Here is a 24,485-nt window from a genome sequence, read left to right as displayed (position 1 = left end):
GAGTCCGCCCGACGCATCAGGAGAAGCCATGACCGCCCTGCCCCGCCCCGTCAAAGCGCCGACCGGCCCCCAGCTGCACTGCAAAAGCTGGCTGACCGAGGCCGCCTACCGGATGATCCAGAACAACCTCGACCCCGCCGTGGCAGAGAACCCGGATGCGCTGGTCGTCTACGGCGGCATCGGCAAGGCGGCGCGCAACTGGGAGGCCTTCGACGCGATCCTGAACAGCTTGCGCGAACTGGGCGACGACGAGACGCTGCTCGTGCAGTCCGGCAAGCCGGTCGGCGTGTTCCGCACGCACGCCGACGCGCCGCGGGTACTGCTGGCCAACTCCAACCTCGTGCCGGCCTGGGCCACCTGGGAGCACTTCCACGAACTGGACCGCCAGGGCCTGATGATGTACGGGCAGATGACGGCCGGCAGCTGGATCTACATCGGCAGCCAGGGCATCGTGCAGGGCACCTACGAGACCTTCGCCGAGGCCGCGCGGCAGCACTACGGCGGTGTCGCGCCCCCGAGCGCCGGGCCGTCCCAAGCCGGGGGCGATCCCCTTGGGGGATCGACTGCCGTACCCGGCAGTCAAGGGGCGCCAGGAATCGGGCGCTGGGTGCTGACGGCCGGCCTCGGCGGCATGGGCGGCGCGCAGCCTCTGGCGGCCACCTTCGCGGGCTTCTGCTCGCTGAACATCGAGTGCCAGCAGAGCCGCATCGACTTCCGGCTCAAGACCCGCTACGTGGACGAACAGGCCGCCGACCTCGACGACGCGCTGGCCCGCATCGCCAGGTACACGGCGGCCGGCGAGGCGCGCTCCATCGCGCTGCTGGGCAATGCGGCCGAGGTGCTGCCCGAACTGGTCAAGCGCGGCGCCAGGCCCGACCTCGTGACCGACCAGACCTCGGCCCACGACCTCATCAACGGCTACTGCCCGCCGGGCTGGAGCGTCGAGCAGTGGAGGGCCGCCGCCGCCGACCCGGCCCGCCACGCCTCGCTGCGCGCCGCCGCCGCCGCCGGCTGCGCGGTGCACGTGCGGGCGATGCTGGCCTTCAAGGCGCAGGGCATCCCGACGGTGGACTACGGCAACAACATCCGCCAGGTCGCCAAGGACCAGGGCGTGCAAAACGCCTTCGACTTCCCCGGCTTCGTGCCGGCCTACGTCCGACCGCTGTTCTGCGAGGGCAAGGGCCCGTTCCGCTGGGTGGCGCTGTCGGGCGACCCCGAGGACATCCACAAGACCGATGCGAAGCTGAAGGAGCTGTTCCCACGGCATGCGGCGCTACACCGCTGGCTGGACATGGCGGCCGAGCGCATCGCCTTCCAGGGCCTGCCGGCGCGCATTTGCTGGCTGGGCCTGGGCGAGCGCCACGTCGCCGGGCTGGCCTTCAACGAGATGGTGAAGAACGGCGAGCTGAAAGCCCCCATCGTCATCGGCCGCGACCACCTGGACAGCGGCTCCGTCGCCAGCCCCAACCGCGAGACCGAGGGCATGAAGGACGGCTCGGACGCCGTGTCCGACTGGCCGCTGCTGAACGCGCTGCTGAACACGGCGGGCGGCGCCACCTGGGTCAGCCTGCACCACGGCGGCGGCGTCGGCATGGGCTATTCGCAGCACAGCGGCGTCGTCATCGTCTGCGACGGCACCGAGGCCGCCGCCCAGCGCATCGGGCGCGTGCTGTGGAACGACCCCGGCACCGGCGTCATGCGCCATGCGGATGCGGGCTACGAGACGGCCATCGCCTGTGCCAAGAAGAACGAACTGAACCTGCCCTCGCTATGAAATTGATCCCCGGACACCTGACCCTCGCCCAGCTCGCCGCCATCGCCGCCGGCACGACGCTGGAACTGGACGACTGGGCCGCCGTCGATGCCAGCGCGGCCCTCGTCGCCGCAGCGGCGGCGGGCGACGCGCCGGTCTACGGCGTCAACACCGGCTTCGGCAAGCTCGCGAGCACGCGCATCGCCAAGGACCAGCTCGCCCAGTTGCAGCTGAACCTGATCCGCAGCCATGCGGTCGGCGTCGGCGCACCGATGTCGCCGGCCGTCGTGCGGCTGATGCTGGCGACCAAGGCCGCCAGCCTGGCGCGCGGCTTCTCGGGCGTGCGGCGCGTCGTCGTGCGGTCGCTGCTGGACGCGTTCAACGCCGGCTTCGTGCCCTATGTGCCGGCGCAAGGGTCGGTCGGCGCGAGCGGCGACCTCGCGCCGCTGGCCCACCTGACGCTGGCGTTGATGGGCGAAGGTGAAGCGCTGGTGAAGGGCCAGCGCGTGCCCGCCCGCGAGGAACTGGCGCGCCTGAACCTGCCGCCGCTGACGCTGGCCGCCAAGGAGGGCCTGGCGCTCATCAACGGCACGCAGGCCAGCACGGCGCTGGCGCTGCATGCGCTGCTGCGCTTCGAGGGCCTGTTCGCGACCGCGCTGGCCTCGGGCGCGATGACGCTGGACGCCGCGCGCGGCAGCGACGGCCCCTTCGACGCCCGCATCCACGCGGTGCGCGGCCAGCCGGGCCAGATCGAGGTGGCGGCCGTCTACCGCGAGCTGCTGGCCGGCAGCGCCATCCGCGCCAGCCACCGCGACGGCGACGAGCGCGTGCAGGACCCCTACTGCCTGCGCTGCCAGCCGCAGGTCATGGGCGCCTGCCTGGACCAGGCGCGGCACGCGGCCGAGGTGCTGGTACGCGAGGCCAACGCGGTGACGGACAACCCGCTGGTGTTCGACGACTGCATGGCCGACGCCAGCGCCGGGCCGCCCCAAGCAGGCGGCGAGCCCCCTCGGGGGGCAGCCCCGCAGGGGCGTGGGGGCATTGTTTCAGGCGGCAACTTCCACGCCGAACCGGTGGCCTTCGCGGCCGACAACCTCGCGCTCGTGATCGCCGAGGTCGGCGCCATCGCCGAGCGCCGCATCGCGATGCTGATCGACCCAGGCATCTCGCGCCTGCCGCCCTTCCTGACCGCCGATGCCGGCCTGCACAGCGGCTTCATGATCGCCCACGTGACGGCGGCGGCGCTGGCCAGCGAGAACAAGAGCCTGGCTCACCCGGCCAGCGTGGACAGCCTGCCGACCAGCGCGAACCAGGAAGACCACGTCAGCATGGCCACCTTCGCCGCGCGCCGGCTGCACGCGATGCTGGACAACACCGCGCACATCGTCGCCATCGAGTTGCTGGCCGCCGCGCAGGGCATCGACTTCCTGCGCCCGCTGCAAAGCTCCGCCGCCGTCGAGGCGCTGCACGCGCGGCTGCGCGCGGACTGCGCCAGCAGCCCGGCCGACCACTACCTCGCGCCCGACATCGAGCGCGCCGCCGCGCTGGTGCAGGCCGGCGCGCTGACGCCGCCCCACGCGCCGCGCTTCGGCGGCTGAGCGCCCCGGCCGGGCGGCGGACAATGGGCGCATGCCCGCCCTCGTCCGCCGCCTCACGCTGTCCTGCCTCCTGGCCGCCGCACTGGCCGCGCCCGCGCTGGCCCAGCGCGTGGGCTTCATCAACCCCGGCCGCGCGGACGAGCCCTACTGGGCCGGCGCCAGCGAGACGATGCAGGCGGCGGCCCGCAGCCTGGGGATGGAGCTGGAGGTCCTCTACGCCAGGCGCGACCCGGCCCGGGCGATGCAGTTGGCCCGCGACATCGCCGCCCGCCCGGCCGGCCAGCGCCCGGACTATGTGATCCTGGTCAACGAAAAGGGCACGCTGGTCAGGAACGCCCGCGTGCTGGGCGCGGCCGGCATCAAGACCTTCGCGGCCTTCAACGGCCTGCTGCCGCAGGAGCGCCTGCGCTGGGCGCCGCGCAGGGGCCTGCCGCTGCTGCTGGGCAGCCTGGAACCGCGCGCTGAGGACGCCGGCTACCTGACCGCCCGCGCGTTGATCCAGCGGGCGCTGGCCGAGCACGGGCCGGGGCACGGCGGCAAGCTGCAGATGCTGGCCATCAGCGGCGACCGCTCGACGCCCACCTCCATCCAGCGCCATGAAGGCATGCGCCGGGCCGTGGCCGAGGCGCCCGAGGTCGAGCTGGTCCAGCAGGCCTTCGCCGACTGGCAGCGCGACCTGGGCCGCGACACCATGGCCGGCCTGCTGGCCCGCCACCCGCGGGCACGCCTGCTGTGGGCCGGCAGCGACCTGATGGCCTTCGGCGCGATGGACGCCATCGCCGCCTCCCGCCAGCAGCCGGCCCGCGACTGGCGCATCGCCACCATCAACGCGACGCCCGGGGCGCTGCGGGCGCTGCTCGACGGCCGGCTCCACGTGCTGGCCGGCGGGCATTTCCTGGCCGGCGCCTGGAGCCTGGTGATGGTCTACGACCACGCCCATGGCCACGACTTCGCCGACGAGGGGCTGGAGCTGGCCCGGCCCATGTTCATGCTGTTCGGCAAGCCCGAGGCGCGGCGCTTCCTGGCCCGCTTCGGCCACGGCATGCCGCAGCTGGACTTCCGGCCCTACAGCAAGGCGCTCAACCCCGGGCTGAAGCAGTACCGCTTCGACATCGAGGCGCTGCTCAACTGAACGTCCTTCCCACCTTGCCCGCCATGCCGCCGCCGCGCCCCCACCCCCTGCGCATCGCAGCCCTGGCCGTGCTCGGCCTGGCCGGCGCGGGCGCGCGGGCCGACGCGATGGTGATCCACCACGGCCCGCTGGCCGGGCTGACGGCCAGCGGCGTGCCGGACGCGGACCTCAGCCGGCGCACGGCCTACTGGGCCGCGCAGGCCGGCCTGGCGCTGCGCTGGGTGGACGTGCCGCTCAAGCGCAGCCTCGAGGAGCTGCGCCGCAACGAGCAGCCCTTCTGCGTGCTGGGCGCGTTCGACCTGCCGGAGCGGCGGCGCTATGCGCGCTTCTCGCTGCCGCTGGCGGCCGGCGAGGGCCAGGTGCTGCTGGCGGCGCGCCGCGTCGCCGCGCAGATGCGCGCGCTGCCGGACGTGCGCAGCGCGCTGCTGGACCCGCGCTTCGAGCTGCTGGCCTTCGACGGCGTGGCCTACGGCACGACGCTGGACCGCTGGATCGGCGAGCGCACGCGCAAGCCGCTGTGGGTGGGCACCGGCATGGCGCGGCTGGCGCCGATGCTGGCGCGCGGCCGCGCGGACTTCACGATCTCGGTGCCGTCGGCGCTGCAGGAGCTGCGCGCCACCGATGGCGCCGAGGCCGCGGAGATCGAGGCCTTGGTGCTGCCCGGCATGCCGCCGCCGCCGACGCGCCACCTGGCCTGCAGCCTGAGCGTGCCGGCCGCCTGGCTGGCGCGCTTCGACGCGGCGGTGCGCCGCGGCCCGCCTCGGTAACGGCCGCTCAATGACGCCCGCTCAGTAACGCCCGGCCGCCCCCGCCACGCGCAGGAACACGTAGGCGAACCACGCCACCACCGCGCGGTGCAGCAGCGCGCGCAGGCCCCGGCCGCCGTGCTCGCTGACGCGGGCCGACACGGCCAGCGCCGTCTCCACCTCCTGCGCCAGCCGCGCGGCGAACGGCCGGTCCCACACCACCACGTTGGCCTCCAGGTTGACCAGCAGCGACAGCGGGTCGATGTTGGAGCTGCCCACCGTGGCCCAGTGGCCGTCCACCACCGCCACCTTGGCGTGCAGGAAGGCGGGCGTGTACTCGTAGATCTCCACGCCGTGGCCCAGCAGGTCGGCGTACAGCGCCTCGGCGGCCCAGCCGGCGATGCGGTAGTCCAGCTTGCCCTGCAGCAGCAGCCGCACGCGCACGCCGCGCCGCGCCGCGCCCTGCAGCGCATGGCGGATGCGCTGGCCGGGGTAGAAGTAGGGGCAGATCAGGTCCACCGTCTGCTGGGCGTTGCGGATGGCGTGCGCGTAGGCGTGCTCGATGGTGCGGCGGCGGCGCAGGTTGTCGCGCAGCACGAAGGCGGCCATCACCGGCGCCAGGCTGGGCCCGGGCTCGGGCAGGCGCTGCGGGCCGCGCCACAGCTGCGCCAGCCACAGGCTCATGCGGCGGCGCAGCGGCACGTAGTCCAGCAGCGCGTCGTCGAAGTCGCGCCCCAGCCAGGCGCGCGACCAGATGGCGCGCACGCTGGCCGCCACCGGCGCCACCACGGCGCCGCGCACCGCGACGGCGAAGTCCAGCCGGGGCAGCTCGCTGGCGCCGTGGTGCAGGTCGTTGCGGTCGTCGATGACGTTGATGCCGCCGACGAAGGCGATCTCGCCGTCCACGACGCACAGCTTCTGGTGCAGCCGGCGCAGCTGGCCGGGCTGCAGCCAGCGCCACCAGCGGTCCATGGGCCGGAACACCGCGAACGCCACGCCGCTGTCCGCGAAGCGCTCGCGCAGCGCGGCCAGGCTGGCGCCGCTGCCGAAGCCGTCCACCACCACGCGCACCCGCACGCCGCGGCGGTCGGCGGCGCGCAGCGCGTCGGCCAGCGCGAGCGAGGTGGCGTCGTCGTGGAAGATGTAGGTGGCCAGCCACACCTCGCGGTGCGCCGCCGCGATGGCCTCGTGCATGCGCGGGAACAGCGCATCGCCGCCGCGCAGCAGCTCGACCTCGTTGCCGCCGCTGAAGCCCGCGTCCACGGCCGGCGGCCGGCCGCGCCGGCGTGCCCCCAGCTGCCTCATCTCAGCTCGCCATGGTGCTGCGCACCGCCGGAAAAAGCGGGCCGAGCGCCGGGCCGCTCCCAAGTCGGCCCGCTCAGGCGATGTGCTTGCCGGTCGAACCGGCAAGCATCGCCGTCCCCTCGGGGGCTGAGGCTGGACACATGGCGTCCTGTGGACGGCATGTGCCTGCCGAAGGGCTGCGGCACATGCCGCAGCGCGGCCTGCAAGGCCGGCCAAGGTACGCCTTGGACGAGGGGCTTCAACATTCCAGGGCCAGCTCCACCAGGAGCGGCAGGTGGTCCGACATGCGCGCCCACTGCGGGCCGCGCGGCACCTGCACGCCGGTGCAGCGCAGGCCGCGCGTGTAGACGCGGTCGAGCGCGAACACCGGCAGGCGCGACGGGAAGGTGGGCGCGCGCGGCCGCCCCTGCGGCGCGGCGGCGCGGCCCAGGCCGTGGGTGCGCATCAGCGCGTCCAGCCGCTCGCCCCAGTCGTTGAAGTCGCCCGCGATCAGCATCGGCGCGCCGGGCGGCACGTGCTCGCGCACGAACATCGACAACCGCTCGACCTGACGCACCCGGCTGGCATGGATCAGCCCGAAGTGCGCGACGACGACGTGGACCGCCGTGCCCCGCCAGTGCACCGGCACGTGCAGCAGGCCGCGCTGCTCGAAGCGGTGGTCGGACACGTCGTGGTGGCCGACGTCGCCCAGCGGCCAGCGCGACAGCAGCGCATTGCCGTGCTCGCCGAACTTGGTCGTCGCGTTGGTGCGGTAGGCCACCTCGTAGCCCTCGGGCGCGAGGAACTCGGCCTGCCCGCCCTCGGGCCAGCCGAACCAGGTGTGGTCGAAGCGGGCCGCCTCGCGGTGGTGGAACAGGCGCACCTCCTGCAGGCACACCAGGTCGGCGTCCAGCGCCTGCACGCCCATCTGCAGGTTGTGGATCTCCAGCCGCCGGGCCGGCCCCATGCCGCGCACGCCCTTGTGGATGTTGTAGGTGGCCACGCGCAGCACGTCGCCGGGCGGGTGGGGCGGGGGGCGGAAGGGGCTCATCGGGACGGGGGACTGAAGCGCGGCAGCTGCAGCACCGCTTCGGCGTTGGACGGGGAGAAGCAGCGGTCGGCCGCCTCGTGCCAGGGCAGCCAGAGCCACGACAGGTGCTCGCGCGGCGCCAGCGTGGGCACGAGCGCGGCCGGCAGCCGCAGGCCGAAGACATGCTCGGTGTTGCGCGTGACGCCCGGCGCGTAGCGGTGCCGCCAGCGGGGATAGATGTCGTAGACGTTGGCGAGCCGCCAGTCGCTCAGCAGCGCGCCCGGGGCGTCGGCGTCGAAGCCGGTTTCCTCCCGCACCTCGCGCCGCGCGGTGGCGGCCGGCGGCTCGTCGGCCCGGTCCTTGGAGCCGGTGACGCTCTGCCAGAAGCCGGGCGAATCGGCGCGCTCGAGCAGCAGCACCTGCAGGTCCGGCGTGTGGATGACGACGAGGACCGATTCGGGGATCTTGTAGGGTGGGGCCGGGGGCATGCCGTCAGCATAGCGGCGGCCCGCGGCCGCGCCGCTCAGCGGCGGTAGAGCAGCATCTGCGTGCAGCGGAACAGCGCCAGGGTCTTGCCGGTGTCCTTGCTGGTGACGACGGCGTCCCACACCTGCGTGGTGCGGCCCAGGTGGGCGGCGGTGGCCACGCAGGCCAGCGTGCCCTCGCGCGCGGTGCCGAGGTGGTTGGACTTCAGCTCGATGGTGGTGAAGCCCAGCGCGCCCTCGGGCAGGTTGGCCATGCAGCCATGGCCGGCGCAGGTGTCGGCCAGCGTGACGATGCCGCCGGCGTGCAGGAAGCCGTTGGGCGCCATCAGCTCGGGCCGCACCGGCAGTTCCGCGCGCACCTCGGCGCCGCCCACGTGGAGGAGGACGATGCCGAGATGGCCCGGCAGGTCGCGGTTGGCGGCGGGGTTCGGCGGGACGGCATCGGTCATGGCGGCTCCTGGTGGCGAGCCGGCATGGTAATGAGCCCCGCCGGGCTGGGGTCAGGTCCGGGTCATCGTGGCCTTCAGCATGCCGTTGAGCATGTCCAGCGTCTCGGCCAGGTGGGCGCGGGTCTCGACGGACAGGCCCGGCCGGACCGCCGCGGTACGCAGCTCGCCGGCCAGCTGGCTGGCATGCCAGCGCGCCATCGAGAAGGCGTCGGCGTACACGGTGGCGCCGGCCGCCGAGCGGTTCAGCTGCGCCTGCAGGCGGCGCAGGTACTCGCGCTGCAGGCTACGGCGCATGCGGTCGATCTCGCCGCCGGCCCTGAGCTCGCTGAAGATGGCGCCCTGCAGCGTGCCGTAGACCTCGCCGAGCGTCACCGCGCCCTTGCGCTGCGCCTCGGGCAGGTAGCTGGCCTGCTCGATCAGGCGGCGCGCGGTCAGCGGCGACATCAGGCGGTCCAGCACGCGGCCCTGCAGCGCGGCGACGTAGTCCGGCACGGCCAGCGGCAGGCCGCGGTCGCGCTCGTTGTAGTCCACGGTCTGCAGCGCCAGGAACTCGGGGCTGAACTTGAACGAGGCGCTGGACAGCAGCCCGGTGGCGATGAAGCGCAGCGCGTCGCGCTGCTGCGCGTTGTCCACCGGCTTGAAGGCCGGGCCGGCGGTGACGCCCGGCACGACGCGCTCGGCATGCAGGCCGCCGACGTATTTGCTGACGTTGTGGGCCGTCAGGCCGAGCTGGCGGAAGGACTCGAACACCGAGCGGCGCGCGCGCAGCGGGTCGTCGCCCACCTCGGGCCTGCGCGCCTGCACGCGCTCCCACAGCTCCTGGCTGAGCTTGAGGCGCTTCCTGGCGTAGGCCAGCGGGTCGTCGCCCAGGTCGCGCTGGTTGGTGCGCGGGTCGAAGCCGTCGTAGTTGCCGCCGACGCCCTGGTCGAAGTCGTCGCCGTAGGCGAGCAGCGGCTCGGTGGAGCGCGCGGCGATCTTCGCCAGCTCGGCGGCCTCCTGCCCGGCCGGGAGCGGCTTGTAGGCGTACTCGATGGCCCAGTAGTCGTAGGCGCCCAGCGTGGTGTTGGTCAGCGTGGAGCGGGGCTCGCCCCTGAGCGGCAGGTTGTAGGCGTTGTAGTCCATCACCGAGCTGGAGATGCCGTGCGCCTCGGTCCAGGCCTTGTCGCGCAGCTGCGCCTGGGTGACGGTGGTGGACGCGCGGAAGTTGTGCTTCAGGCCCAGCGTGTGGCCCACCTCGTGCATCACCACGTCCTTGACGACGGCCTGCGCCAGCGCCTCGGCCTCGGGGCCGGCCATGTCCTGTCCCTCGGCGCCGCCGCGCAGGGCCAGCAGGTCCAGCGCGAAGCCGAGTTCGTGGGCCTGGTCGTCCATGTAGCTGCAGCGCTGCTCGATGGCGGCACGGCTGCGCTCGCCCATCCAGCCGGCGGCCGGCGCGGCGCCGTGGTCGTGGTCGTGGTCGTGGTCATGCAGGCCCGGCACGTCGTCGGCGGCCAGGCGGCGCGAGCTGCGGCCGAAGACGTCGCTCATGCCGATGTCGGCGTCCAGGATCTCGCCGGTGCGCGGGTCCCGGCTGCTCGGGCCGATGGCGAAGCCGACGTCGGCGCCGGTGAACCAGCGGACGGAGGCGTGCGCGGCGTCCATGTTGTCCCAGCCGGCGTCGTCGGGCTGCTGGCGGGCCTGCACGGCGTCCTTGAAGCCGATCTTCTCGAAGGCCTTGTTCCACTCCAGGATGCCGGCCCTGACGGCCTCGCGGTACTTGGCCGGGATGTTCTTGTCCAGCCAGTAGACGATGGGCTGCACGGGCTCGGACAGCGCCGCGGCCGGGTCCTTCTTCTCCAGGCGCCAGCGGGCGACCAGGTGGACGCGCGGGTTGGCCGCGAGGTCGTCGCCGAGGTTGCTGTAGCTCTCGGTGAAATGGCCCAGGCGCGGGTCGGCATGGCGCACGGCGGCCGGCGCCTCGGGCAGCGCGCGGAAGTTGTAGACGAAGCTGAAGAACATCGAGCGCGGGTCCGGCGTGGCCTGCGGCGGCGCGGGCAGCGGCACCGGCGGCGGCACCAGCGGCGGCGCGGGGATGCGCGGCGTGGCGAAGTGGACGCGCGCGGTCAGCGTGGTGAGCTGCGCGTCGGCGCGGCTGGCCTGGATGTGGGAGTTGGCGCGGTCGGGCGCGTAGGGCAGGCGGAAGGCCGCCTCCAGCCGCGTCGAGTAGCCGGGGATGTCGCCCAGCAGCAGGCCGCCGGCGTCCACCAGCACGGACCTGCGGTCCACGTGCTCGGCGCTGGCCACCGGCGCGCCGGCGATCAGGCTGGGCGAGAAGGCCTGCTCCAGCACCAGCCGGGCGGCGGGGTCGTCGGCGCGAAACTTGGTGTTCAGCGCGATCAGCTGCACCTGGTTGCCGACGCGGCGCCACTCGGCCAGCTCGTCGCCCAGCATCTGGCTGGCGTACAGGCCGCGCTCGCCGATCGCGTTGGCGACGTTGACGCTGAACAGGAAGGGCTTGCCGAAGGCCTCCTTGGGGATCTCGATCCAGACCTTGTCGTCCTTGCGCCAGACCGGGAACAGGCCCGGCTGCTCGCGGGCGCCGCGGATGACCTCGGCGAAGGGCTTGGGCGCGGCGGGGTCGGCCGGCGGGCGGGCGGCGGGGGCGGAAGCGGGGGCCGATGCGGCGGGGGCCGGCGTCTGCGCCGCGGCGGCGGCGGCCAGGACGAGCAGCGCGGCCGAGGCCAGGACGGTGCGGGACATCGCGGTCATGAAGGGTCCGGAGAATGCGAAAAGGCGGCACTGTGGCGGGCGGCGACACTGGCGTCAATCGGCCCGCCGCCGCCCCGTCGCGGACCGGCACGGCTTCACGAAAAAACTTCCGTCATGGCACTCACGCATCTGCTGTACCTGCATGGTTTCCGCTCCTCGCCCGCGTCGGCCAAGGCGCGCCGCATGGCCGCCTGGGCCGCGACGCAGCCCGGCCTCGTGTTCGCGTGCCCGCAGCTGCCGCCGTCGCCGCGCGAGGCGATGGCGCTGGCGCAGGCCCTCGTCGCCGGCTGGCCGGCCGAGGGCGCGGCCGTCGTCGGCAGCTCGCTGGGCGGCTTCTACGCGACGGCGCTGGCCGAGCGGCCCGCGCAGCGCGGCTGGCGCGTCGGCGTGCTGAACCCGGCCGTCGATCCGGCGCGCGACCTCGCCCGCCACATCGGCGAGCTGGCGGCCTGGCACGACCCGGCGCTGCGGTTCAGCTTCACCGCCGAACACGTCGCCGAACTCGCCGCGCTCGCGCCGCCCGCGCGGCTGAGCAACCCGGCGCGCTACTACGCGCTGATCGCCAAGGGCGACGAGCTGCTGGACTGGCGCGAGATGCTGGCCCGCTACGCGGCCTGCGACGGCGAGCTGCTGGACGGCGGCGACCACGGGCTGACCGACTTCGACGCCCACCTGCCCGGCCTGCTGAGGCACCTCGGTGCGGCGACAATCCCGCCCCTATGACGTTTGCGCTGTTCGATGACGCCGGCAAATTCCTCGCCGGCCGGGTGATGAGCGAGGCCGATGCCTCGCTGCAGGTGGAGCTGGACTCGGGCAAGCGGGTCAAGGTCAAGGCCGCCAACGTGCTGCTGAAGTTCGAGCAGCCCGCGCCCGCCGCGCTGCTGGCCGAGGCGCGCGCGCTGGCCGACGAGATCGACCTGGACCTGGCCTGGGAGTTCGCGCCGGAGGGCGAGTTCGGCTTCGCCGACCTGGCGCGGGACTATTTCTCGGCGTCGGCCGGCGCCGTGCAGCAGGCGGCCGCGCTGCTGCGCCTGTTCGACGCGCCGCACTACTTCCGCCGTGCCGGCAAGGGCCAGTTCAGGAAAGCGCCCGAGGAGATGGTGAAGGCCGCGCTGCTGGGCATCGAGCGCAAGCGCCAGCAGGCGCTGCAGATCGAGGCCTGGGCCGCCGAGCTGGCCGCCGGCAGCTGCCCGGCGCCCATCCAGGAGCAGATCTACAGGATCCTGTTCAAGCCCGACAAGAACGGCCCCGAGTACAAGGCCGTCGTCGAGGCCAGCCGGCAGTCGCACAAGCCGCCGCTGGCGCTGCTGCAGGCGGCCGGCGCGATCACCAGCGCCTACCAGTTCCACTGGAAGCGCTTCCTGTTCGAGAACTTCCCCAAGGGCGCCGGCTTCCCGGCGCTGAGCGCGCCGGAGATCCGGGACGAGCTGCCGCTGTCGCCCGCCCGGGCCTTCTCCATCGACGACTCGCAGACGACCGAGATCGACGACGCGCTGTCGGTGCAGGGCCTGGGCACGGGCACCGTCACCTTCGGCGTGCACATCGCCGCGCCGGGGCTGGCGATCACGCCGGACTCGGCGGTGGACAAGGTGGCCCGCGAGCGGCTGTCCACCGTCTACATGCCGGGCTGGAAGATCACCATGCTGCCCGACGACGTGGTGCAGGCCTACACGCTGATCGAAGGCCGCGACTGCCCGGCCGTGTCCATCTACTTCACGATGGACGAGGCCACGTTCGAGGTCCGGGCGCGGGAGACCCGGCTGGAGCGCGTACACATCGCCGCCAACCTGCGCCACGACAAGCTGGACGGCGTGGTCACCGACGCCACGCTGTCCGGTGCCGCCGCCGCCGACTACGCCTTCGCCGCCGAACTGGCCTTCGCCTGGCGCCTGGCCAAGCACCTGAAGGCGCAGCGCGAGCTGGTGCGCGGCAAGCCCGAGACCTTCAACCGGCCGGACTACAACTTCCGGCTGGCCGGGGACCGCAGCGAGCCGCCCGACGGCACCGAGGCCATCGAGATCGGCGTGCGCGCGCGCGGCAGCTCGCTGGACCTGATCGTCGCCGAGGCCATGATCCTGGCCAACGCCGCCTGGGGCGGCTGGCTGGCCGAGCTGGGCCTGCCGGGCATCTACCGCAGCCAGGCCAGCCTGGCCCCGGGCATCAAGGTGCGCATGGGCGTCAAGCCGCTGCCGCACGCGGGCATGGGCGTGGCGCAATACACCTGGGCCACCTCGCCGCTGCGCCGCTACGTGGACCTGGTGAACCAGTGGCAGATCATTGCCTGCGCCCGCCATGGCCGCACCGCCGCGCTGGCCGCGCCGTTCAAGCCCCGGGACGCGCAGCTGTTCTCCATCATCTCGGCCTTCGAGGCCGCCTACGCGGCGTACAACGGCTTCCAGAACGGCATCGAGCGCTTCTGGACGCTGCGCTGGCTGCAGCAGACCGGCACGACCGAGCTGACCGCCACCGTGATGAAGGACGGCCTGGTGCGCGCCGACGAGCTGCCGCTGGTGTTCAAGGCGCTGGGCTGCGAGCCGCTGCCGCGCGGCAGCCACGTGCGGGTGCGCCTCACCGGCCTGGACGAAATGACGCTGGACGTGCATGCCACGCTGGCCGAGCGGCTGGACGGGGCGGCCGAGGCCGCCGACCCCGAGGGCGACGACGAGGACCTGGCGGCCGCGGCGGCGCCGATCGCGCTGGCCATCGACCTGGACGACAGCTCCGGCGAGGCCGGGCCCGCCGACGCCCCGCAAAGCTGATGCGCCGGCCGAGCACGCTGCAGACCGCCCTGGCGCTCTCGCTGGGCGTGCATGCGGTGCTGCTGAGCCTGCGCGTCGCCGCGCCCGAAGCGTTCAACCGCATCTTCCAGGACACGCCGCTGGAGGTGGTGCTGGTCAACGCCCGCTCGAACGAGGCGCCGGCCAAGGCCGCCGCGCTGGCCCAGGCCAGCCTGGCCGGCGGCGGCGACGTGGACGCCGGCCGCGCCACGTCGCCGCTGCCGCCCGCGCGCCACAGCGAGCGGGGCGACGCGGCCGAGGCGCAGAGCGCGCGGATCTCGCAGCTGCAGCAACAGCAGCAGCAACTGCTGGCGCAGGTGCGCCGCGAGCTGGCGCGGCTGCCGCCGCCCGACCCGCGGCGCGAGAAGGCCGACATGGCCGAACGCGCCCAGGCCGAGAAGCGCCGCCAGCTGGTGGAGCTGCTCGCCGAGATCGAGAAGCGCGTCAACGAGGAAAATGCCCGGCCGCGCAAGCGCTATGTGAGCCCGGCCACGCGCGAGGTGGTCTATGCGCAGTACTACGACGCGCTGCGCCGCCGCATCGAGGAGCGCGGCACGCGCGACTTCCCGCAGGCGCGCGGCAGGAAGCTGTACGGCGAGCTGACCATGAACCTCCACATCGACCACCAGGGCCGCGTCATCGACACCGAGATCGTCGCCTCCAGCGGCAACCCGACGCTGGACAGGCGCGCCATCGCCATCGTCCGGGCGGCCTCGCCGTTCGGGCACTTCAGCCGCGAGATGCTGCGCGGCGCCGAGGTGCTGGTCATCACGTCGCGCTTCCGCTTCACGCGCGACGAGGGGCTGGAAACGACCTTGACAGGACAACAACCATGACCGCCTCCCCCGGCCGCAGCGCCGCCGCGCCCGCCGACCGCTATGCCGTGGTCGGCAACCCGGTCGCGCACAGCCGCTCGCCGGCCATCCATGCGATGTTCGCCGCGCAGACCGGCCAGCACCTCGCCTACGAGCGCCTGCTCGCGCCGCTGGACGGCCTGGCGGCCACGCTGGCGGCCTTCGCCGCCGCGGGCGCCCGCGGCTGCAACATCACCGTGCCCTTCAAGTTCGACGCCTTCGCGCTGGCCGCGCGGCCCAGCGAGCGCGCGCGGCTGGCGGGCGCCGTCAACACGCTGCGCTTCGACGCGGACGGCTGGGCCGGCGACAACACCGACGGCGCCGGCCTCGTCAACGACATCCAGCAGAACGCCGGCCGCCCGCTGGCCGGCCTGCAGGTGCTGCTGGTCGGCGCGGGCGGCGCGGCGGCGGGCGTGCTGGGCAGCCTGGTCGCGGCCCGGCCGGCGTGCATCACGGTCGTGAACCGCACGCCGGACAAGGCGCAGGCGCTGGTCGCCGCCCACGCCCGCCTCGGCCAGGCGCTGGGCGTCGGGCTGGCCGCCGCCACGCTGGCCGACGCGCCGGCCGCGCAGCAGGTCGTCGTCAACGCCACCAGCAGCAGCCTGGCCGGCGCCGCCGCGCCGGTGGACGCCCGGGTGCTGGCCCCCGGCGCGCTGGCGCTGGACATGATGTACGGCGCGCAGGCGCAGGGCTTCCTCGACTGGGCCGCCGCCCACGGCGCGGTGCCGCGCGACGGCCTGGGCATGCTGGTGGAGCAGGCCGCCGAGGCCTTCTTCTTCTGGCGCGGCGTGCGGCCGGACACCGCGCCGGTGCTCGCCGCGCTGAGGGGCGCGCCGTGATCCGCCACGCCGCGCGCCTGCTCGCCGTGCTGCTGCTGGCCGTGCTGTGCCTGCAGCTGTGGTTCGCCGGCCGCATCCTGCTGATGCGCGCCGTCGCACCGCAGTCCACCAGCTTCCAGCGCAGCGAGATCGCCCGGCTGCTGGTGGAAAAGCACCAGGTGGCCTGGGCCCAGCAGTGGGTGGACGACGAGCAGCTGCCCCGCACGCTCAAGCGCGCCGTCATCGCCAGCGAGGACGACGGCTTCGCCGGCCACGGCGGCGTGGACTGGGACGCCATCCAGGGCGCCTGGAAGCGCAACGAGAAGGCGCAGGCCCGCGCCGAGGCGCGCAAGGCACGGGCGCCGGCCAAGGTCATCGGCGGCTCCACCATCACCCAGCAGCTGGCCAAGAACCTGTTCCTGTCCGGCGAGCGCACGCTGCTGCGCAAGGGCCAGGAGCTGCTGCTGACGCTGATGCTGGAGGCGCTGCTGGACAAGCGGCGCATCCTGGAGATCTACCTGAACAGCGTCGAATGGGGCGAAGGCGTGTTCGGCGCGCAGGCCGCCGCGCGGCACTACTTCGGCCGCGACGCGGCGCGGCTGGGCAGCTTCGAGGCGGCGCGGCTGGCCGTCATGCTGCCCGCGCCCAAGCGCTTCGAGCGCCAGCCGGGCTCGCCCTATGTGATGGGCCGGGCCGGCCTGATCGCCGGCCGCATGGCCAGCGCGCAACTGCCATGAACGCCGCCGAGGACATCGCCGCCGCCGCCGCCCGGCTGATCGTCGACGAGGGCATGGACTGGGGCCCCGCCAAGCAGCGCGCCGCCCGCGACCTCGGCGCCCCGCGCGCCGCGCTGCCCGGCAACGACGAGGTGGAGGACGCCGTGCGCGCGCACATCGCCCTCTTTCACGCCGACACCCAGCCCGCCGAACTGCGCGCGCTGCGCGAGCTGGCCGCACTGTGGATGGCGCGCCTCGCCGAGTTCCGCCCGCACCTGGCCGGCGCGGTCTGGCGCGGCACGGCCACCCGGCTGTCCAACATCCACCTGCAGCTGTACTGCGACGACGGCAAGGCCGCCGAGATCGCGCTGCTGGACCGCGGCGTGGACTTCGACGTGGCCGAGGCGGCCGGCCCGCGCGGCCGCACGGTGGACATGCTGCTGCTGGACGCGCCCTGCCCGGCGCTGGGCGAGCGCGTCACGCTGTGCCTGAGCATCCTGGACTTCGACGACCTGCGCGGCGCGCTCAAGCCCGACGCGCGCGGCCGCACCGAGCGCGGCGACCTCGCCGCGCTGCAACGCCTGCTGGACGAACCCGAGCCATGAGCGCCACGCCCCCACTTCCCCGCCGCCTGCTGCTGGCCGGTGCCGGCGTCGGCGCCGCCGCGCTGGGCGCCGCCTTCGCCTGGCGGCGCCTGGCCCCGCCGGCCCTCCCGGCCTCCCCCGCCGCCCAGGCCTTCTGGCAGCGCCTCTTCCCCGGCCTGGACGGCACCGAGCTGGACGCCGCCCGCTGGCGCGGCCGGCCGCTGCTGGTGAACTTCTGGGCCACCTGGTGCCCGCCCTGCGTGAAGGAGCTGCCGGAGATCAACCAGTTCTACAACGAGGCCAAGGGCCGGGGCTGGCAGGTGCTGGGCCTGGCGGTGGACCAGGCCGGGCCGGTGAGCGCCTTCCTGAAGAAGACGCCGCTGGACTTCCCCGTCGCGCTCGCCGGGCCGCAGGGGCTGGCGCTGGTGCGCGAGCTGGGCAACCCGGCCGGCGGCCTGCCGTTCTCGCTGGCGTTCGACGCCGACGGCGAGATCCGCTGGCGGCGCCTGGGCGTCAGCCGGCTGGAAGAACTGCGCGAACTGGCGCGAACCTGAGGGCCTCGGCGCCCACCCCAGAATTTCCCCAATCCGGCGGGAATTCGGCGGCAAAAAGCGTAAAGTTCGCCCTTCCTCAATTTAGTGGCGCTGCCCTGGACCGTTCCGGCCCCTCGCCCGCCACGTGTTTGATGCAAGTTCTCGTCCTGCACGGACCCAACCTCAACCTGCTCGGCAGCCGCGAGCCGGAGGTGTACGGCTCGCAGACCCTGGCCCAGATCGACGCCGAACTGCGCGAGATCGCCGCAGATGCCGGCGCCACGCTGGACAGCTTCCAGAGCAACCACGAGGGCGCGCTGGTCGACCGCATCCAGGCCGCGCGCAGCGACGGCACCCGCTTCATCCTGATCAACCCAGCCGCCTACACGCACACCAGCGTCGCCATCCGCGACGCGCTGGCGGCCGTCGGCCTGCCCTTCATCGAAGTCCACCTGTCCAACATCCACCGCCGCGAGGCCTTCCGCCACCACAGCTACCTGAGCGAGCTGGCGGTGGGCGTGATCTGCGGCCTGGGTGCCAACGGCTACCGCCTGGCCCTGCGCCACGCGCTCGAATCGCTGGAGGCCGGCGCCTGACCCGGCGCCGCGCCCACCGCCCGCCTCCCCTCCCCCACAACAACTACATCGCCTGGAGCCCTCCATGGACCTGCGCAAGCTCAAAACCCTGATCGACCTGGTCTCGGAATCCAACATCTCCGAACTGGAAATCACCGAGGCCGACGGCAAGGTCCGCATCGTCAAGTCCGACCCGGCCGCCGCCGTGGCCGCGCAGCCGGTCTATGCCGCACCGGCCGCGCCGGTCGTCCATGCCGCGGCCGTGCCCGCCGCCGCCCCGGCGGCCGCCGCGCCCGCGCCGGCCCCCGTCGAGACCGGCCACGTCGTCACCTCGCCGATGGTCGGCACCTTCTACCGCGCGTCCAGCCCGAACGCCAAGCCCTTCGCCGACGTGGGCCAGCAGGTCAAGGAAGGCGAGGCCATCTGCATCATCGAGGCGATGAAGATCATGAACGAGATCGAGACCGACAAGAGCGGCACGATCACGAAGATCCTGGTCGAGAACGGCCAGCCCGTCGAGTTCGGCCAGCCGCTGTTCATCCTCGAGTAAGGGCTTCTGATGTTCAAGAAGGTCCTGATCGCCCACCGAGGCGGTCACGCGACGCGTGGACGTGCCGCAGGCACGGCAAATTGCGCGGTTCGCGCAGCGAACAAGGGCGATGGAGCCGAGTGACCATGTTTAAAAAAGTTCTCATCGCCAATCGAGGCGGTCACGCGATGCGTGGACGTGCCGCAGGCACGGCAAATTGCGCGGTTCGCGCAGCGAACAGGGGCGATGGAGCCGAGTGACCATGTTTAAAAAAGTTCTCATCGCCAACCGAGGCGAAATCGCTCTGCGCATCCAGCGCGCCTGCCGCGAGCTGGGCATCAAGTCGGTCGTCGTCTACTCCGAGGCCGACCGCGACGCCAAGTATGTGCGCCTGGCCGACGAGGCGGTCTGCATCGGCCCGGCGCCGTCCGCGCAGAGCTACCTCAGCATGCCGGCCATCATCGCCACGGCCGAGGTGACCGACGCCGAGGCCATCCACCCCGGCTACGGCTTCCTCAGCGAGAACGCCGACTTCGCCGAGCGCGTCGAGCGCAGCGGCTTCACCTTCATCGGCCCGACGCCGGAGTCCATCCGGATGATGGGCGACAAGGTGTCGGCCAAGCAGGCCATGATCCGCGCGGGCGTGCCCTGCGTGCCGGGCTCCGAGGGTGCGCTGCCCGACGACCCGAAGGAGATCATCAAGATCGCCCGCTCGGTGGGCTACCCGGTCATCATCAAGGCGGCCGGCGGCGGCGGCGGGCGCGGCATGCGCGTCGTCCACACCGAGGCGGCGCTGGTGCACGCGGTGCAGACGACGCGCGCCGAGGCGGGGGCGGCCTTCGGCAACCCCGAGGTCTACATGGAGAAGTTCCTGGAGAACCCGCGCCACGTGGAGATCCAGGTGCTGGCCGACACCTTCAAGAACGCCGTCTGGCTGGGCGAGCGCGACTGCTCGATGCAGCGCCGCCACCAGAAGATCATCGAGGAGGCGCCCGCGCCCGGCATCCCGCGCCGCACGATCGAGAAGGTCGGCGACCGCTGCGCCGCCGCCTGCAGGAAGATGGGCTACCGCGGCGCCGGCACCTTCGAATTCCTGTACGAGAACGGCGAGTTCTACTTCATCGAGATGAACACCCGCGTGCAGGTGGAGCACCCGGTCACCGAGCTGGTGACCGGCATCGACATCGTGCAGCAGCAGATCAAGATCGCGGCCGGCGAGAAGCTGCCGTTCACGCAGCGCCAGATCGAGATGCGCGGCCACGCGATCGAGTGCCGCATCAACGCGGAAGACCCGGTCAAGTTCGTGCCCTCGCCCGGCCGCATCACGATGTGGCACGCGCCCGGCGGCCCCGGCGTGCGCGTGGACTCGCATGCGTACACGAACTACTTCGTGCCGCCCAACTACGATTCGATGATCGGCAAGATCATCGTCCACGGCGACACCCGCGAGCAGGCGCTGGCGCGCATGCGCATCGCGCTGAGCGAGACGGTCGTCGAAGGCATCCAGACCAACATCCCGCTGCACCGCGAGCTGATGGCGGACGCCAAGTTCATCGAAGGCGGCACCAGCATCCATTACCTGGAAGGCTGGATGGCCGCCCGCAAGCGATGACCCGGGCCGGCGCCACGGCAGCCGCCTGGGAGTGTGCGACATGAGCCACCTTTTCGAGCTGGCGCTGGTATGCCGCGAGGCGGACGTCGAGACCGTCAGCGACGCGCTGATGGAGATCGACGCGCTGGCCGTGTCGGTCGAGGACGCCGATGCGGACACCGACGCCGAGCAGGCGCTGTTCGGCGAACCCGGCATGCCGGCCCCCAAGGCCGGCTGGGAGCGCTCCGTCGTCAAGGCGCTGTTCCCCGGCGAACCCGAGGCCACCGAGGCCGCGACGCTGCTGCTGGCCCAGGACTGGGCGGCCGACGTCCATGTGCAGGCCATCCAGGCCGTGCCCGAGCAGGACTGGGTGCGGCTGACGCAGAGCCAGTTCGCGCCGGTCGAGATCACGCCCGAGTTCTGGATCGTGCCGAGCTGGCACGAGGCGCCGCCCCAGGCCCGGCGCGTCATGCGCCTGGACCCGGGGCTGGCGTTCGGCACCGGCACGCACCCGACGACGCGCATGTGCCTGCGCTGGATCGCCACGCACGGCGGCGGCTGGCCCCGGGTGCTGGACTACGGCTGCGGCTCCGGCATCCTCGCCATCGGCGCGGCGCTGCACGGCGCGCAGGACATCGACGCGGTGGACATCGACCCGGCCGCCATCACCTCGTCGCGCGACAACGCGGCGGCCAACGGCGTCACGCTGAACACCGGCCTGCCCGAGCTGGCCCGGGGCGAGTACCCGCTGGTCATCGCCAACATCCTCGCCACGCCGCTGAAGCTGCTGGCGCCGCTGCTGTGCAGGCACGTCGCGCCCGGCGGGCACCTGATCCTGGCCGGCATCCTGTCCCGCCAGGCCGACGAGCTGAAGGCGGCCTACGCGCCCTGGCTCGCCCTCGACGTCGGCGACGAGGAGGACGGCTGGATCCTCATGACCGCGCGGCGGCAGGTATGAGCGCCGCGCAGGGCCGCCCCCAAGCAAGCTCGCTCCCGCCTGGCGGGACAGGCCGCAGGCCGAAGGGTGCGTCAATGAACGCCGCGCAGGATCGCCCCCGGGGAGCCGCACGATGGACGCGCCCATGAGCCTCGCCACGCGCTGCACCGCCTGCGGGACGGTCTTCCGCATCGTCGAGGACCAGCTGCGCGTCTCGGACGGCTGGGTGCGCTGCGGCCGCTGCGCCGAGATCTTCGACGCGCGCGAACTGCTGTTCGACATCGAACGCGAGGAGCCGCCGGCCTGGCCGACCGCCTTCACGCCGCCGCAGGCCGAGACGCCGGAACCGCAGCCGGCCCTGCCGGAACCCGAGCCGGAGCCCGAACCCGAGCCACCGCCGCCAGCGCCCGAGTGGACGCCGCCGCCCGAGCCGGCGGCGCCGCCCGTGGACATGCTGCCCGCCGGCTGGGCGACCGGCACGACCCGCCACGAGCCGCGCTGGGCCGACGACGCCGGCCCGCAGGATGCGCCCGCCGCCGTGGCCGCCGAACCGCCGACGATGGCGGCCGAGCCCCCGGCAGCGCCGTCGGCCGCCGTGCCCGAGTTCATGCGCCGCGCCGAACACAGCGCGCGCTGGCAGCGGCCGGGCGTGCGGCTGGCGCTGGCGGTAGCGGCGGCGCTGCTGTTCGTGCTGCTGTTGCTGCAGGCCGCGCTGCACTTCCGCGATGCGCTGGCCGCGCTGCATCCGCCGCTGCGCGGCCCGCTGCAGGGCTTGTGCAGCGCCTTCGGCTGCGAGCTGAAGCCGTGGCGCCGCATCGATGCGCTCGGCATCGAGTCCACGTCGCTGAACCCGGTCGGCAGCGGCAACAGCTACCGGCTGAACCTGGTGCTGCGCAACAAGACCGCGGTGGACGTCGCGATGCCCTGGGTGGAGCTGAGCCTCACCGATGCCGGCGGCACGCCGCTCGCGCGCCGGGTGCTGGCGCCCGAGGCCATGAGCCCGCCGCTGCGGCAGCTGGCCGCCCATTCGGAGCAGGCGCTGTCGCTGAACTTCACGACCGGCAGCCAGCGCGTCAGCGGCTACAGCGTCAACATCTTCCACCCCTGAGCCGCCGGCCGCGCCCGCCGTGGCGCCGGGACGGCCTGGGAATGCACGCCAACAAAAAAAACCCGGCGCCGCAGACGCGGGCCGGGTTTCGCGGCGACGGGCGGAACGGGGCGGCAGGCCGCCCGTTCCGTCAGACGCTCAGGGCTTGTTGCCGGTGGGGAAGGGCCAGGCGGCTTGCGGGCTCAGCGCCGTCTTGGCGGCGGGGGCCGCAGCAGCGGGCTTGGCCGCGGCGGCCTTCTTGGGCGCCGCCGCCTTCTTCGCCGGGGCGGCGGGCTTCTTGGCGGGGGCCGCCGTCTTCGCCGGAGCCGCCTTCTTGGCGGGTGCGGCCTTCTTGGCCGGCGCAGCCGCCTTCTTCGCGGGCACCGCCTTCTTCGCCGGGGCGGCGGCCTTCTTCGCGGGCGCGGCCTTCTTGGCCGGTGCAGCGGCCTTCTTCGCCGGTGCCGCCTTCTTGGCCGGCGCAGCCGCCTTCTTCGCGGGCGCGGCCTTCTTCGCCGGAGCGGCGGCCTTCTTCGCCGGTGCCGCCTTCTTGGCCGGCGCAGCCGCCTTCTTCGCGGGCGCGGCCTTCTTCGCCGGTGCAGCGGCCTTCTTCGCCGGTGCCGCCTTCTTGGCCGGCGCAGCCGCCTTCTTCGCGGGCGCGGCCTTCTTCGCCGGAGCGGCGGCCTTCTTCGCCGGTGCCGCCTTCTTGGCCGGCGCAGCGGCCTTCTTGGCCGGAGCCTTCTTCGCAGTTGCCATGGTTTTCTCCTTGATCAAGTGGAAAAGTCACCGCCCCGCGCGAACCGGTTCGAGCAGATGCGGCTATCCACCGCCCGAGAGTCGCTCAGGAGGAACGCCTCGGTGCGGTGAATGGGATCGCCATGCAGCCCCGCCACCTCGAAGGTGCTGGTGCGGGTTTCGCTCGGTGACTGCATTGGCCAGGTCTTGATCTTGTTGCGGCTGGGGGGTCAGTCCCAGCTCAGGGCCCCGCCCGACTGGTACTCGATGACGCGGGTCTCGAAGAAGTTGCGTTCCTTCTTCAAGTCGATCATCTCGCTCATCCACGGGAAGGGGTTTTCTTCGTTCGGGAACAGCGCCTCCAGGCCGATCTGCACCGCGCGCCGGTTGGCGATGAAGCGCAGATAACCCTTGAACATCGAGGCGTTGAGGCCCAGCACGCCGCGCGGCATGGTGTCCTCGGCGTAGCGGTACTCCAGCTCGACGGCCTTCAGGAACAGCGCCTTGATCTCGGCCTTGAACTCGGCCGTCCACAGGTGCGGGTTCTCGAGCTTGATCTGGTTGATCAGGTCGATGCCGAAATTGCAGTGCATGGACTCGTCGCGCAGGATGTACTGGTACTGCTCGGCCGCGCCGGTCATCTTGTTCTGCCGGCCCATCGCGAGGATCTGCGTGAAGCCGACGTAGAAGAACAGGCCTTCCATCAGGCAGGCGAAGACGATCAGCGACTTCAGCAGCGTCTGGTCGTTCTGCGGCGTGCCGGTGTGGAAGCCCGGGTCCATGATCGCGTCGATGAACGGGATCAGGAACTCGTCCTTGTCGCGGATGGACTGGACTTCGTTGTAGGCGTTGAAGATCTCGCTCTCGTCCAGGCCCAGGCTCTCGACGATGTACTGGTAGGCGTGCGTGTGGATCGCTTCCTCGAAGGCCTGGCGCAGCAGGAACTGGCGGCACTCGGGCGCCGTGATGTGGCGGTAGGTGCCCAGCACGATGTTGTTGGCGGCCAACGAGTCGGCGGTGACGAAGAAGCCGAGGTTGCGCTTGATGATGCGGCGCTCGTCGTCGGTCAGGCCGTTGGGGTCCTTCCAGAGCGCGATGTCGCGGCTCATGTTCACTTCCTGCGGCATCCAGTGGTTCGCGCAGGTGGCGAGGTATTTCTCCCAGGCCCACTTGTACTTGAACGGCACCAGCTGGTTGACGTCGGTCTGGCCGTTGATGATGCGCTTGTCGGCGGCCTTCACGCGGCGCGCGGTGGTGGACTCGCCGGACAACTGGGGCGCGGGGGAGGAAGCGGTGGCGGCGGCCGACGCCAGCGGCGCCGAAGGCAGGGCCGCGAACGGCTTCGCGGCGTGGGTGTCAGTGGACTTCAGGTCTTCGTCCCAATCCAGCATGGTGTGCTTCCTATCGCGTTCAATTATCGGCAGGGCTCGTACGAATCAACAAGAACCCGCCAGTGCTATTTGCATCATTCGCGCGGCCTTTGTTGCGCGAGGGCATCGAAAACCGCGGCCCCGACTTGTCTATACA

23 protein-coding genes are annotated in these 24,485 nt (G+C 72.7%); 16 read left to right on the top strand and 7 right to left on the bottom strand.

Annotated features, from left to right (window positions below):
- Nucleotides 1-28 precede the first annotated feature (28 nt).
- From hutU to QM788_RS10580, 4 genes are read left to right on the top strand one after another with little or no spacing between them, the layout of a single operon-like run.
- On the top strand, nucleotides 29-1,774 hold the full coding sequence (hutU, locus tag QM788_RS10595; protein ID WP_415661451.1) for a urocanate hydratase: 1,746 nt from the start codon (nucleotides 29-31) through the stop codon (nucleotides 1,772-1,774).
- Nucleotides 1,771-3,351 (top strand): histidine ammonia-lyase, encoded by a 1,581-nt coding sequence (gene hutH / locus QM788_RS10590; protein WP_415661450.1) that lies wholly within the window; start codon nucleotides 1,771-1,773, stop codon nucleotides 3,349-3,351. Before hutU ends, hutH begins: the two co-directional genes overlap by 4 nt.
- A 31-nt stretch (nucleotides 3,352-3,382) precedes the next feature.
- Entirely contained in the window at nucleotides 3,383-4,483 is a 1,101-nt protein-coding gene (locus QM788_RS10585; RefSeq protein ID WP_415661449.1) for an ABC transporter substrate-binding protein, read from the top strand.
- A 23-nt stretch (nucleotides 4,484-4,506) separates the two neighbouring features.
- On the top strand, nucleotides 4,507-5,250 hold the full coding sequence (locus tag QM788_RS10580; RefSeq protein WP_415661448.1) for a hypothetical protein: 744 nt from the start codon (nucleotides 4,507-4,509) through the stop codon (nucleotides 5,248-5,250).
- A 21-nt stretch (nucleotides 5,251-5,271) separates the two neighbouring features.
- On the opposite strand, the gene clsB is transcribed toward QM788_RS10580, so the two are convergent.
- From clsB to QM788_RS10555, 5 genes are all read right to left on the bottom strand, one after another.
- Complete coding sequence (gene clsB, locus QM788_RS10575) at nucleotides 5,272-6,534, bottom strand: cardiolipin synthase ClsB (protein WP_415661447.1); 1,263 nt, start codon at nucleotides 6,532-6,534, stop codon at nucleotides 5,272-5,274.
- A 238-nt stretch (nucleotides 6,535-6,772) separates the two neighbouring features.
- The gene (locus QM788_RS10570; protein ID WP_415661446.1) at nucleotides 6,773-7,564 is read right to left on the bottom strand and encodes an endonuclease/exonuclease/phosphatase family protein; all 792 of its coding nucleotides are present in this window, start codon (nucleotides 7,562-7,564) and stop codon (nucleotides 6,773-6,775) included.
- A complete protein-coding gene (nudB, locus tag QM788_RS10565) occupies nucleotides 7,561-8,031 on the bottom strand; it encodes a dihydroneopterin triphosphate diphosphatase (protein ID WP_415661445.1) in 471 nt (156 codons plus the stop codon). The genes QM788_RS10570 and nudB overlap by 4 nt, the downstream gene beginning before the upstream one ends.
- Nucleotides 8,032-8,066: 35 nt before the next feature.
- Nucleotides 8,067-8,477, bottom strand: a complete 411-nt coding sequence (locus QM788_RS10560; protein ID WP_415661444.1) for a PaaI family thioesterase — start codon at nucleotides 8,475-8,477, stop codon at nucleotides 8,067-8,069.
- 51 nt (nucleotides 8,478-8,528) lie between these two features.
- Nucleotides 8,529-11,216, bottom strand: a complete 2,688-nt coding sequence (locus tag QM788_RS10555) for a zinc-dependent metalloprotease (protein WP_415661443.1) — start codon at nucleotides 11,214-11,216, stop codon at nucleotides 8,529-8,531.
- Between the two features lie 123 nt (nucleotides 11,217-11,339).
- Here QM788_RS10555 and QM788_RS10550 point away from each other — a divergent pair, with 123 nt between their 5' ends.
- The 12 genes from QM788_RS10550 to QM788_RS10495 all read left to right on the top strand — a co-directional run bounded on the left by QM788_RS10550 (nucleotide 11,340) and on the right by QM788_RS10495 (nucleotide 22,247).
- Nucleotides 11,340-11,948 (top strand): YqiA/YcfP family alpha/beta fold hydrolase, encoded by a 609-nt coding sequence (locus tag QM788_RS10550; protein ID WP_415661442.1) that lies wholly within the window; start codon nucleotides 11,340-11,342, stop codon nucleotides 11,946-11,948.
- The gene (locus QM788_RS10545) at nucleotides 11,945-13,984 is read left to right on the top strand and encodes a ribonuclease catalytic domain-containing protein (RefSeq protein WP_415661441.1); all 2,040 of its coding nucleotides are present in this window, start codon (nucleotides 11,945-11,947) and stop codon (nucleotides 13,982-13,984) included. Before QM788_RS10550 ends, QM788_RS10545 begins: the two co-directional genes overlap by 4 nt.
- Nucleotides 13,984-14,838 carry an energy transducer TonB gene (locus QM788_RS10540; protein WP_415661440.1) on the top strand — a complete coding sequence of 285 codons (855 nt, stop codon included), beginning with the start codon at nucleotides 13,984-13,986 and terminating at the stop codon, nucleotides 14,836-14,838. Before QM788_RS10545 ends, QM788_RS10540 begins: the two co-directional genes overlap by 1 nt.
- Nucleotides 14,835-15,695, top strand: a complete 861-nt coding sequence (aroE, locus tag QM788_RS10535) for a shikimate dehydrogenase (RefSeq protein ID WP_415661439.1) — start codon at nucleotides 14,835-14,837, stop codon at nucleotides 15,693-15,695. The genes QM788_RS10540 and aroE overlap by 4 nt, the downstream gene beginning before the upstream one ends.
- Nucleotides 15,695-16,411 (top strand): monofunctional biosynthetic peptidoglycan transglycosylase, encoded by a 717-nt coding sequence (gene mtgA / locus QM788_RS10530; protein ID WP_415662974.1) that lies wholly within the window; start codon nucleotides 15,695-15,697, stop codon nucleotides 16,409-16,411. Before aroE ends, mtgA begins: the two co-directional genes overlap by 1 nt.
- Nucleotides 16,408-16,995 (top strand): hypothetical protein, encoded by a 588-nt coding sequence (locus QM788_RS10525; RefSeq protein ID WP_415661438.1) that lies wholly within the window; start codon nucleotides 16,408-16,410, stop codon nucleotides 16,993-16,995. Before mtgA ends, QM788_RS10525 begins: the two co-directional genes overlap by 4 nt.
- The gene (locus QM788_RS10520) at nucleotides 16,992-17,528 is read left to right on the top strand and encodes a TlpA disulfide reductase family protein (RefSeq protein WP_415661437.1); all 537 of its coding nucleotides are present in this window, start codon (nucleotides 16,992-16,994) and stop codon (nucleotides 17,526-17,528) included. The genes QM788_RS10525 and QM788_RS10520 overlap by 4 nt, the downstream gene beginning before the upstream one ends.
- A gap of 128 nt (nucleotides 17,529-17,656) precedes the next feature.
- Nucleotides 17,657-18,103, top strand: a complete 447-nt coding sequence (gene aroQ, locus QM788_RS10515; RefSeq protein WP_415661436.1) for a type II 3-dehydroquinate dehydratase — start codon at nucleotides 17,657-17,659, stop codon at nucleotides 18,101-18,103.
- Between the two features lie 64 nt (nucleotides 18,104-18,167).
- On the top strand, nucleotides 18,168-18,632 hold the full coding sequence (gene accB / locus QM788_RS10510) for an acetyl-CoA carboxylase biotin carboxyl carrier protein (protein WP_415661435.1): 465 nt from the start codon (nucleotides 18,168-18,170) through the stop codon (nucleotides 18,630-18,632).
- 241 nt (nucleotides 18,633-18,873) lie between these two features.
- Nucleotides 18,874-20,223 (top strand): acetyl-CoA carboxylase biotin carboxylase subunit, encoded by a 1,350-nt coding sequence (accC, locus tag QM788_RS10505; protein WP_415661434.1) that lies wholly within the window; start codon nucleotides 18,874-18,876, stop codon nucleotides 20,221-20,223.
- 40 nt (nucleotides 20,224-20,263) lie between these two features.
- Nucleotides 20,264-21,160 carry a 50S ribosomal protein L11 methyltransferase gene (gene prmA / locus QM788_RS10500; RefSeq protein ID WP_415661433.1) on the top strand — a complete coding sequence of 299 codons (897 nt, stop codon included), beginning with the start codon at nucleotides 20,264-20,266 and terminating at the stop codon, nucleotides 21,158-21,160.
- 112 nt (nucleotides 21,161-21,272) lie between these two features.
- Nucleotides 21,273-22,247, top strand: coding sequence for a zinc-ribbon and DUF3426 domain-containing protein (locus QM788_RS10495; protein WP_415661432.1), 975 nt, complete (start codon nucleotides 21,273-21,275; stop codon nucleotides 22,245-22,247).
- Between the two features lie 138 nt (nucleotides 22,248-22,385).
- On the opposite strand, the gene QM788_RS10490 is transcribed toward QM788_RS10495, so the two are convergent.
- A complete protein-coding gene (locus QM788_RS10490; RefSeq protein ID WP_415661431.1) occupies nucleotides 22,386-22,979 on the bottom strand; it encodes a histone in 594 nt (197 codons plus the stop codon).
- A gap of 209 nt (nucleotides 22,980-23,188) precedes the next feature.
- Nucleotides 23,189-24,349, bottom strand: coding sequence for a ribonucleotide-diphosphate reductase subunit beta (locus QM788_RS10485; RefSeq protein WP_415661430.1), 1,161 nt, complete (start codon nucleotides 24,347-24,349; stop codon nucleotides 23,189-23,191).
- Nucleotides 24,350-24,485 lie beyond the last annotated feature (136 nt).

This window comes from Roseateles sp. (genome assembly GCF_047654785.1).
Lineage (GTDB): Bacteria > Pseudomonadota > Gammaproteobacteria > Burkholderiales > Burkholderiaceae_C > Pelomonas.
Note: the sequence above shows the minus strand (reverse complement) of the source record. Positions and strands in the feature narration are given on the sequence as shown.

Coding starts and splice junctions, on each gene's coding strand:
- hutH (WP_415661450.1), top strand. CDS start 1,771: ATGAAATTGATCCCCGGACACCTGACCCTCGCCCAGCTCGCCGCCATC.
- QM788_RS10490 (WP_415661431.1), bottom strand. CDS start 22,979: ATGGCAACTGCGAAGAAGGCTCCGGCCAAGAAGGCCGCTGCGCCGGCC.
- prmA (WP_415661433.1), top strand. CDS start 20,264: ATGAGCCACCTTTTCGAGCTGGCGCTGGTATGCCGCGAGGCGGACGTC.
- QM788_RS10580 (WP_415661448.1), top strand. CDS start 4,507: ATGCCGCCGCCGCGCCCCCACCCCCTGCGCATCGCAGCCCTGGCCGTG.
- QM788_RS10540 (WP_415661440.1), top strand. CDS start 13,984: ATGCGCCGGCCGAGCACGCTGCAGACCGCCCTGGCGCTCTCGCTGGGC.
- QM788_RS10585 (WP_415661449.1), top strand. CDS start 3,383: ATGCCCGCCCTCGTCCGCCGCCTCACGCTGTCCTGCCTCCTGGCCGCC.
- QM788_RS10520 (WP_415661437.1), top strand. CDS start 16,992: ATGAGCGCCACGCCCCCACTTCCCCGCCGCCTGCTGCTGGCCGGTGCC.
- QM788_RS10545 (WP_415661441.1), top strand. CDS start 11,945: ATGACGTTTGCGCTGTTCGATGACGCCGGCAAATTCCTCGCCGGCCGG.
- aroE (WP_415661439.1), top strand. CDS start 14,835: ATGACCGCCTCCCCCGGCCGCAGCGCCGCCGCGCCCGCCGACCGCTAT.
- QM788_RS10570 (WP_415661446.1), bottom strand. CDS start 7,564: ATGAGCCCCTTCCGCCCCCCGCCCCACCCGCCCGGCGACGTGCTGCGC.
- nudB (WP_415661445.1), bottom strand. CDS start 8,031: ATGCCCCCGGCCCCACCCTACAAGATCCCCGAATCGGTCCTCGTCGTC.
- QM788_RS10560 (WP_415661444.1), bottom strand. CDS start 8,477: ATGACCGATGCCGTCCCGCCGAACCCCGCCGCCAACCGCGACCTGCCG.
- QM788_RS10485 (WP_415661430.1), bottom strand. CDS start 24,349: ATGCTGGATTGGGACGAAGACCTGAAGTCCACTGACACCCACGCCGCG.
- hutU (WP_415661451.1), top strand. CDS start 29: ATGACCGCCCTGCCCCGCCCCGTCAAAGCGCCGACCGGCCCCCAGCTG.
- clsB (WP_415661447.1), bottom strand. CDS start 6,534: ATGAGGCAGCTGGGGGCACGCCGGCGCGGCCGGCCGCCGGCCGTGGAC.
- accC (WP_415661434.1), top strand. CDS start 18,874: ATGTTTAAAAAAGTTCTCATCGCCAACCGAGGCGAAATCGCTCTGCGC.
- accB (WP_415661435.1), top strand. CDS start 18,168: ATGGACCTGCGCAAGCTCAAAACCCTGATCGACCTGGTCTCGGAATCC.
- QM788_RS10550 (WP_415661442.1), top strand. CDS start 11,340: ATGGCACTCACGCATCTGCTGTACCTGCATGGTTTCCGCTCCTCGCCC.
- QM788_RS10525 (WP_415661438.1), top strand. CDS start 16,408: ATGAACGCCGCCGAGGACATCGCCGCCGCCGCCGCCCGGCTGATCGTC.
- QM788_RS10495 (WP_415661432.1), top strand. CDS start 21,273: ATGGACGCGCCCATGAGCCTCGCCACGCGCTGCACCGCCTGCGGGACG.
- QM788_RS10555 (WP_415661443.1), bottom strand. CDS start 11,216: ATGTCCCGCACCGTCCTGGCCTCGGCCGCGCTGCTCGTCCTGGCCGCC.